Below are 8,694 nucleotides of genomic sequence, written 5' to 3'. Positions count from 1 at the left end.
CCCACTGCGGGTTCATAACAAAAAAAATCTTTGGGATGCAAAAAAGCCCTAGTCTTTCGACTAGGGCTTCAATAGTGACCGGTGAAGAGCCATATTCTGAACATCGGACGAACCCCCACTGCGGGTTCATAACAAAAAAAATCTTTGGGATGCAAAAAAGCCCTAGTCTTTCGACTAGGGCTTCAATAGTGGTCGGTGAAGAGGGATTCGAACCCCCGACCCTCTGGTCCCAAACCAGATGCGCTACCAAGCTGCGCTATTCACCGACTTTTGTTTTATCTCGATTTTCATCAAGAATGGAAGCAAAGCTACCAGAATAATGGGGTGGCTAACGAGACTTGAACTCGCGACAACCGGAATCACAATCCGGGGCTCTACCAACTGAGCTATAGCCACCATCAATTTTAAGTTTACCGCTTTAATGTAGCCATAAACTAAGATAGTGGTCGGTGAAGAGGGATTCGAACCCCCGACCCTCTGGTCCCAAACCAGATGCGCTACCAAGCTGCGCTATTCACCGACTTTTGTTTTATCTCGATTTTCATCAAGAATGGAAGCAAAGCTACCAGAATAATGGGGTGGCTAACGAGACTTGAACTCGCGACAACCGGAATCACAATCCGGGGCTCTACCAACTGAGCTATAGCCACCACTGAAATTTTTACCGATAAACCTTTAGACGAATGGCACGCCCGAAAGGATTCGAACCTTCGACCTTTGGCTCCGGAGGCCAACGCTCTATCCAACTGAGCTACGGGCGCATGCCCTATCGGCGGAGTGGAATAATACGTATATCACACAATGCCGTCTAGTACTTTTTCAACTTTTTTTATCGTTTGGTGCCTTTTTGGGCAATTAAAGTGTGATAAACCCCTATTTCCCACCAGATATACCCCTTGATGCGGGTAACTTGTTGTTTATTGCAACAAGTTATCAGGATATAATCACCCATTATTTACATTGATTTAACAGCAACTCATCTTATGAAGGGCTGTTGGTCAGTCACAATCTAATAATAGGTAAGCACGAACTTACCTTCAGGAATGTAAAGTGAGTTTAATGGATATGTCTCGAAAATTATTAACCGCTTTGGTCGCTGCGATTACTTTTTCTAGCGCCTCTTTTGCAGCCAGCGTAAGCCAAGAAGAATATGATGCAATTGCAGAACGTATCAAACCTGTTGGTGACGTCTATCTTGCAGGTGCAGAGCCAGTAAAAGCTGAACCTACTGGTCCACGCGACGGTGCGACAGTGTACGGTACTTTCTGTATCGCTTGTCACTCTTCAGGCGTAAGTGGTGCACCAAAAACTGGCAATGCGGGTGACTGGGCTCCGCGTATCGCTCAAGGTAAAGACGTGCTAACTAACCACGCACTAAATGGCTTCAATGCGATGCCTGCTAAAGGTTCATGTATGGACTGTTCAGATGACGAAATCATCGCTGCAATTGAGCACATGATTAAAGGTCTATAACCCGTTCTATATCGATAAGATCGAAAAGGCTTGGATTGTCCAAGCCTTTTTTGTTTTTGCTACTTTTTGAACATCGCTCTTAGATTGGCGATATGTGCCTGGCCTTTTGCCATCCGTTCCTCGGCAGAGACGGGTTTCTTCGTTTGTTCCCACTCAACGTCGTCAAAAGGTAGTTCATCTAAGAATCGACTTTGAGTCGGCTTAATCAACTCACCAAACTGGCGGCGCTCCTTACACATGGTAAAAGTCAGCTCTCGCTGAGCACGGGTAATACCTACGTACATCAAACGGCGCTCTTCTTCGACATTGTCTTCATCTATGCTGGTTTGATGTGGCAGTATCCCCTCTTCACTACCAATTAAGTAAACATAAGGAAATTCCAGACCTTTAGAGGCGTGCAATGTCATCAGTTGAACAGCATCGCTATCATCGTCCTCTTCACCACGCTCCATCATGTCACGCAGGGTCAAACGCTGAACCACCTCTTTAAGGCTTTTCTCTTCTTGGTCATAGTTGTCCCCTTCAAGATCCGCTACTATCCAAGAGTACAGATCAGAGACGTTCTTCATGCGCATTTCTGCCGCTTTCGGACTCGACGACGTTTCGTATAACCAATCTTCATAGTTAATGTCTCGAACCAAAGAGCGCACTGCCTCGACGGTATCGCCACGCTCAGCCTGATCCGCAATTTTAACCAACCAAGTCGTAAAGCGACGTAGGTTTTCTAACCCTCTCCCTGAGAGTGTTTGCTCTAAGCCCATTTCGAAACTTGCGTCAAATAAGCTTTTGCCGCGCATATTGGCATAACTGCCCAGTTTTTCTAAAGTTACAGGACCAATTTCACGTCTTGGCGTATTCACAATACGCAAAAATGCATTGTCATCATCAGGATTCACCAACATTCTCAGGTATGCCATGATGTCTTTAATTTCTGCGCGAGCAAAAAATGACGTTCCTCCCGAGAGCTTGTACGGCACACGGTTTTGCATCAACGACTTTTCAATTAAGCGAGACTGGTGATTACCACGATAAAGAACGGCATAATCCTTGTAATCAGTCCGATTAAGAAACTTATGAGCAATCAGTTCGCCCGTGACACGTTCCGCTTCATGATCTTCATTCTTAGCCAGTAGGACTTTGAGTTTTTCCCCATCTGGAATTTCAGAGAACAACGATTTTTCATAAACGTGTGGATTGTTGGCGATTAAAATATTCGCTGCTCTCAGGATGCGGCTCGTTGATCGGTAGTTTTGCTCTAACTTAATCAAACGAAGATTGGGAAAGTCTTCACCAAGCAGGACAAGGTTTTGAGGCTTTGCTCCACGCCATGAGTAAATTGACTGGTCATCATCGCCAACCACAGTTAAACGTCCACGTTCACCTACGATAAGTTTGACCAAATCATATTGGCTAGTGTTGGTGTCTTGGTACTCGTCGACCAACAAGTAACGAATTCTATTTTGCCAACGCTGACGAACTTCCTGATTGGTTTTTAGCAACAATACTGGCAATGAAATCAGATCATCAAAGTCGAGCGCGTTATAGGCTTTCATCTGTTTCTGATACATCTCAAAGCAGAACGCAAACAGTTGCTGCTGCTCACCTTTCGCCTGAGCTTTGGCTTGCTCCGGCGTCAACATGTCGTTCTTCCAATTCGAAATAGTGCTCAACAATTGGCGTAACAGGTCTTTATCACCATCGAGCTGTTTCTCTGTCAGCTCTTTTAGTAATGCCATTTGGTCCTGATCATCAAACAGAGAAAAACCCGCTTTTAAACCGAGCGCTTTGTATTCGCGTTTAATGATGTTGAGACCAAGGGTATGAAAAGTCGAGACCATCAACCCCTTTGATTCTTGCTTGCCCAATGTCTGGCCAACCCGTTCTTTCATTTCCCGGGCGGCTTTATTCGTAAAGGTCACAGCGGCAATGTTACGAGCCTTGTAGCCACACTGCTGGACCAAATAAGCGATTTTATTGGTAATCACGCGCGTCTTACCTGACCCCGCGCCCGCTAATACTAGGCATGGACCAGATACATACTTTACCGCTTCGTCTTGATTTGGATTCAGCTTCATCGTGTTCTCAGGTGAATAATTCAAATGGTGACTATAATAATGCTGCAACACAGTGATTGCTATGCTCTCAACAACAAGAATTTTGCTTAGTTAGCTAAATAATTTGTTGCATATACCCATCCCTTTTGCATTATAATGAATGAACGTTCATTCACAACCAGATCAATGTAAGAATATGTCTGACTCTGAACTCAACGTAGATAAAAGGCAAAAGATCATGGATGCCGCTGAAAAGCTGATTGCAGAATCAGGATTTCAGGGACTATCCATGCAAAAGCTAGCGAAAGAAGCTCGTGTAGCTGCGGGCACCATTTATCGCTACTTCTCAGACAAAGAAGATCTCTTGCTGCAAGTTCGCTTAGCGGTAGTTCAACGCAATGCTGAGATTATTCAGCAAGGTGTTACGAACGAAATGACTCTCAAACAACGTTTTCGAAAAATGTGGTTAAACATTTTCGATTTGTCAGGGTCGAATATCAGCACTTTGAAAAATCGGGCTCAATACGACTCTTTACCATGTGTTCGTAGCCATGAAACTAAAGAGCTTGAACGAGCTATGTTCAGCAAGGTCGAGCAACTGTTTGAAGAAGGGCGTGAACAAGGGATATTTAAACCTTTGGAAAATCCAGTACTTGCTGCTCTCAGTCTTGAGGTTAGCGTCACTCTGGCACGTAAACAATCTCTCGGATATTACCATCTGGATGAAAAAGCGATTGAAGCCGCTATTGAAGCCAGTTGGGATGCGATTACAAAACACTAATTTGGAGTTCTTATCAGAATGAAAAAGTGGACATTCTTTATGCTTCTTATCGCGGTACTGCTGTTTGGCAGCGTGATAGGTTTCAACTTATTTAAACAACAGAAGATTGCCGAGTATATGGCTAATCGCCCCGAGCCAGAGTTTCCTGTCACCGTTACAGAAGTCAAACCTGTTGATTGGGTTCCTGTCATCGAAGCCATTGGTTTTATTGAACCTAACCAAGGTGTTACGGTTGCCAATGAAACCAGCGGTGTCATTGATAGAATCGCATTTGAATCCGGTACTCAAGTTCAAGAAGGCCAACCACTGGTGCTACTCGATTCAGCGGTAGAAAAAGCGAATCTAAAGAGCTCTCAGGCTCGCTTGCCTGCGGCTGAAGCGAAATACAAGCGCTACAAAGGTCTATTCACTAAAGGTTCTATCTCTAAAGAAGCCTACGATGAAGCAGAAGCTAACTACTTCTCTCTTCAAGCGGATATTGAAAGTCTAAAAGCTTCAATTGACCGCCGTGAAATCAAAGCACCATTTGCTGGTGTCGTAGGTATTCGTAATGTTTACCTAGGTCAATACCTACAAGCTGGTACTGATATCGTACGTTTAGAAGATACTAGTGTGATGCGTCTGCGCTTTACGGTTCCACAAACGGACATTTCTCGTATTTCACTTGGCCAAGAAGTCGATATCTTTGTTGATGCTTACCCTGAAAAACCATTTAAAGGTTCTATTTCAGCAATCGAGCCTGCGGTAAATATCCAAAGCGGTCTCATTCAAGTTCAGGCAGATATTCCAAACAGCGATGGTCAGCTACGTAGCGGTATGTTTGCTCGTGCAAATATCATCCTGCCTAAGCTTGAAAACCAAGTGACTCTGCCACAAACCGCAATCACATTTACGTTATACGGCGACAACGTCTACATCATTTCAGATAAAGATGGTGAAAAGCGCGTAATACAGCAAGTCGTAAAAGTGGGTGAACGCACTCAAGATATCGCACACATCCTTGAAGGTGTTAAACCAGGTGATGTTGTTGTTACTTCGGGTCAAGTGCGTCTAAGCAACCACGCTAAAGTTCGTGTAGTAGAAAGCGATGCAACTACTCCACCAGCTGAAACACCAATGCTGTAACTGGAGGCCTCATGCGCTTTACTGATGTTTTTATTAAACGTCCAGTTTTAGCGGTATCGATCAGCTTTTTGATTGCGCTGCTTGGTTTACAAGCAATCTTCAAAATGCAGGTCCGTGAATACCCTGAAATGACGAATACGGTAGTTACGGTTTCGACCAGTTACTACGGTGCGAGTGCAGATCTAATCCAAGGCTTTATTACTCAGCCTTTGGAGCAAGCGGTCGCACAAGCAGATAATATCGACTATATGACTTCACAATCGGTTTTGGGTAAATCAACCATTACCGTCAACATGAAGTTAAATACGGATCCAAATGCGGCACTGTCTGATGTTCTAGCAAAGACTAACTCGGTTCGTTCTCAGCTCCCTAAAGAGGCCGAAGACCCAACCGTTACTATGTCTACCGGTTCAACAACCGCGGTTCTTTACATCGGTTTCACCAGTGATGAGCTCTCTTCAAGCCAAATCACTGACTACCTTGAGCGTGTAATTAACCCTCAGCTGTTCACCGTTAATGGTGTATCTAAAGTTGATTTGTACGGTGGTATGAAATACGCACTGCGTATCTGGCTAGATCCATCAAAAATGGCTGCGCTGGGTCTTACCGCTACGGATGTAATGGGCGTACTGAATGCCAACAACTATCAGTCTGCGACAGGTCAAGCTGTTGGTGAATATGTTCTGTACAACGGTAGCGCGGATACTCAGGTATCAAACGTTGATGAGTTGTCGAACCTTGTAATTAGTACAGACGAAGGCGACGTAACTCGCCTCAGCGATATCGCTAAAGTAACGCTGGAGAAAAGTCACGACGTTTACCGCGCAAGTGCTAACGGTCAGGAAGCGGTTGTTGCAGCTATCAACGCAGCACCAAGTGCTAACCCGATCAATATTGCTGCAGATGTACTAGACCTGTTACCTCAGTTAGAGCGTAACCTGCCGAGTACAATCAAGATGAACATCATGTATGACTCAACGATTGCAATCAATGAGTCCATCAATGAAGTAATCAAAACGATTGTTGAAGCAGCGGTTATCGTACTTATCGTGATCACCCTGTTCCTAGGTTCGTTCCGTGCGGTCATCATCCCTATCGTTACTATCCCGCTTTCACTAATCGGTGTAGCGATGGTCATGCAAGGTATGGGGTTCTCTTGGAACCTGATGACACTGCTGGCAATGGTACTGGCGATCGGTCTGGTGGTTGATGATGCGATCGTTGTTCTGGAGAACGTCGACCGCCACATCAAGTTGGGTGAGTCTCCGTTCCGCGCAGCCATCATAGGTACGCGTGAAATCGCGGTCCCTGTTATCGCCATGACACTCACGCTAGGTGCGGTATATGCGCCAATCGCGTTAATGGGCGGTATTACTGGCTCACTATTTAAAGAGTTCGCATTAACTCTGGCAGGTTCGGTGTTCGTATCTGGTATCGTAGCACTAACACTATCGCCAATGATGTGTTCAAAAATGCTCAAAGCTAATGAAGAACCAAGCAAGTTTGAGCAGAAAGTTCACCACATACTGGATGGTATGACTAATCGCTACGCGAAGATGCTTGCCGCCGTTATGCAGCATCGTCCTGTTGTCATTGGCTTTGCTGTCATTGTATTCGCCAGTCTGCCTATGCTGTTTAAGTTCATCCCAAGTGAACTTGCACCATCGGAAGATAAAGGCGTTGTAATGTTGATGGGTACTGCGCCGTCTAACGCAAACTTAGACTTTATGCAGAACACCATGAATGACGTGAACACGATTCTATCTGACCAACCAGAAGTTGCGTTTGCTCAGGTGTTTACGGGTGTACCTAACTCGAACCAAGCGTTTGGTATTGCATCAATGGTACCTTGGAGTGAGCGTGAAGCGAGTCAGTCTGAAGTAGCAAACCGCGTAGGTGGCCTAGTTAAAAATGTCCCTGGTATGGCGGTTACTGCTTTCCAGATGCCAGAACTACCAGGCGCGGGGTCAGGTCTACCGATTCAGTTCGTTATCACCACACCAAATGCGTTTGAAAGTTTGTTCTCTATCGCGACAGACGTACTGACTGAAGTGAAGTCTAGCCCGATGTTCGTTTATTCAGATCTCGATCTGAACTACGACTCTGCAACGATGAAAATCAACATCGACAAAGACAAAGCGGGTGCATACGGCGTCACTATGCAAGACATTGGTATTACGCTAAGTACTATGATGGCTGACGGTTACGTAAACCGTATCGACCTGAATGGTCGTTCTTACGAGGTTATTCCTCAGGTTGAACGTAAGTGGCGTCTAAACCCAGAGTCGATGAACAACTACTACGTACGCTCGGCCAATGGCAAAGCAGTACCTCTAGGCAGCTTGATTACTATCGATGTTGTGGCAGAGCCTCGCTCTCTCCCTCACTTCAACCAGCTTAACTCTGCGACTGTGGGTGCGGTTCCTGCACCAGGCACGGCAATGGGTGATGCAATTAACTGGTTCGAAGGTATCGCAGCCGACAAGCTACCAAGTGGTTACAACCATGACTACATGGGTGAAGCACGTCAGTACGTAACAGAGGGTAGCGCACTCTACGCCACCTTTGGTCTAGCACTAGCGATCATCTTCTTGGTTCTGGCGATTCAGTTTGAATCACTAAAAGATCCATTGGTTATCATGGTGTCGGTACCACTCGCGATTTGTGGTGCTCTGATCGCTCTAGCTTGGGGTGCAGCAACGATGAACATCTACTCTCAGGTAGGTCTAATCACGCTGGTCGGTCTGATCACCAAGCACGGTATCTTGATCTGTGAAGTCGCAAAAGAAGAGCAGCTACACAACAAACTCAGTAAGACTGAGGCGGTAATGGAAGCGGCGAAAGTACGTCTACGCCCTATCCTAATGACAACAGCAGCGATGATTGCTGGTCTTATCCCGCTAATGTACGCAACGGGTGCAGGTGCCGCTCAGCGCTTTAGTATTGGTATCGTCATCGTTGCTGGTCTAGCAATCGGTACTATCTTTACGCTGTTTGTACTACCTGTTATCTACAGCTACCTAGCTGAGAAACACAAGCCACTGCCTGTGTTTGTAGAAGATAAAGATTTGGAAAAGCTGGCACGAGTTGATGAAGCGAAAGCGGCTCAGCGTGAACTGTCAGAAAGCAAATAATCTTAAGTAAATGAAAAAGGTCACTTCGGTGGCCTTTTTTATTGGCCACATTCACTGATGGTCGCTTCGAATTTTTACTATCCAAGTAGCGACTTTCCCGTATCAATTACATAGAATGAGGGCAAAT

5 protein-coding genes and 5 tRNA genes are annotated in these 8,694 nt (G+C 45.4%); 4 read left to right on the top strand and 6 right to left on the bottom strand.

The genetic code is table 11. The features are described 5' to 3' along the window. Window positions 1-189: 189 nt before the first annotated feature. The 5 genes from ACQEXP_RS19270 to ACQEXP_RS19250 all read right to left on the bottom strand — a co-directional run bounded on the left by ACQEXP_RS19270 (window position 190) and on the right by ACQEXP_RS19250 (window position 761). Window positions 190-266 (bottom strand) — tRNA-Pro (locus tag ACQEXP_RS19270). 54 nt (window positions 267-320) lie between these two features. Then, window positions 321-396: transfer RNA gene (locus ACQEXP_RS19265), tRNA-His, on the bottom strand. A 47-nt stretch (window positions 397-443) separates the two neighbouring features. Continuing rightward, a tRNA-Pro gene (locus tag ACQEXP_RS19260) sits at window positions 444-520 on the bottom strand. A 54-nt stretch (window positions 521-574) separates the two neighbouring features. Further along, window positions 575-650, bottom strand: a tRNA-His gene (locus ACQEXP_RS19255). 34 nt (window positions 651-684) lie between these two features. Then, a tRNA-Arg gene (locus tag ACQEXP_RS19250) sits at window positions 685-761 on the bottom strand. Window positions 762-1,059: 298 nt separating this feature from the next. Here ACQEXP_RS19250 and ACQEXP_RS19245 point away from each other — a divergent pair. Then, a complete protein-coding gene (locus ACQEXP_RS19245; protein ID WP_426971268.1) occupies window positions 1,060-1,473 on the top strand; it encodes a c-type cytochrome in 414 nt (137 codons plus the stop codon). A gap of 59 nt (window positions 1,474-1,532) precedes the next feature. Here the strand turns inward: ACQEXP_RS19245 and rep are convergent, their stop codons facing one another. Further along, complete coding sequence (gene rep / locus ACQEXP_RS19240; RefSeq protein ID WP_331427893.1) at window positions 1,533-3,548, bottom strand: DNA helicase Rep; 2,016 nt, start codon at window positions 3,546-3,548, stop codon at window positions 1,533-1,535. 139 nt (window positions 3,549-3,687) lie between these two features. Here rep and ACQEXP_RS19235 point away from each other — a divergent pair, with 139 nt between their 5' ends. The 3 genes from ACQEXP_RS19235 to ACQEXP_RS19225 are packed head-to-tail and all read left to right on the top strand — an operon-like array spanning window position 3,688 to window position 8,567. After that, a complete protein-coding gene (locus tag ACQEXP_RS19235) occupies window positions 3,688-4,308 on the top strand; it encodes a TetR/AcrR family transcriptional regulator (RefSeq protein WP_426971267.1) in 621 nt (206 codons plus the stop codon). 18 nt (window positions 4,309-4,326) lie between these two features. Beyond that, window positions 4,327-5,433: an efflux RND transporter periplasmic adaptor subunit gene (locus ACQEXP_RS19230; protein WP_269378122.1), complete on the top strand. Its 1,107-nt coding sequence runs from the start codon at window positions 4,327-4,329 to the stop codon at window positions 5,431-5,433. A gap of 11 nt (window positions 5,434-5,444) precedes the next feature. After that, a complete protein-coding gene (locus ACQEXP_RS19225) occupies window positions 5,445-8,567 on the top strand; it encodes a multidrug efflux RND transporter permease subunit (protein WP_269378123.1) in 3,123 nt (1,040 codons plus the stop codon). Window positions 8,568-8,694: the final 127 nt, after the last annotated feature.

The sequence above is a fragment of the Vibrio sp. TRT 1302 genome (genome assembly GCF_050113875.1).
In the GTDB taxonomy this organism is placed as follows: Bacteria; Pseudomonadota; Gammaproteobacteria; order Enterobacterales; family Vibrionaceae; genus Vibrio.
The sequence above is the reverse complement of the archived record's forward strand: the minus strand, read 5'-3'. Positions and strand labels throughout refer to the sequence as shown.

What these genes read in the sequence shown, in the direction of transcription:
- ACQEXP_RS19245 (WP_426971268.1), top strand. Translation starts at nt 1,060, where the DNA reads ATGGATATGTCTCGAAAATTATTAACCGCTTTGGTCGCTGCGATTACT.
- rep (WP_331427893.1), bottom strand. Translation starts at nt 3,548, where the DNA reads ATGAAGCTGAATCCAAATCAAGACGAAGCGGTAAAGTATGTATCTGGT.
- ACQEXP_RS19235 (WP_426971267.1), top strand. Translation starts at nt 3,688, where the DNA reads ATGAACGTTCATTCACAACCAGATCAATGTAAGAATATGTCTGACTCT.
- ACQEXP_RS19225 (WP_269378123.1), top strand. Translation starts at nt 5,445, where the DNA reads ATGCGCTTTACTGATGTTTTTATTAAACGTCCAGTTTTAGCGGTATCG.
- ACQEXP_RS19230 (WP_269378122.1), top strand. Translation starts at nt 4,327, where the DNA reads ATGAAAAAGTGGACATTCTTTATGCTTCTTATCGCGGTACTGCTGTTT.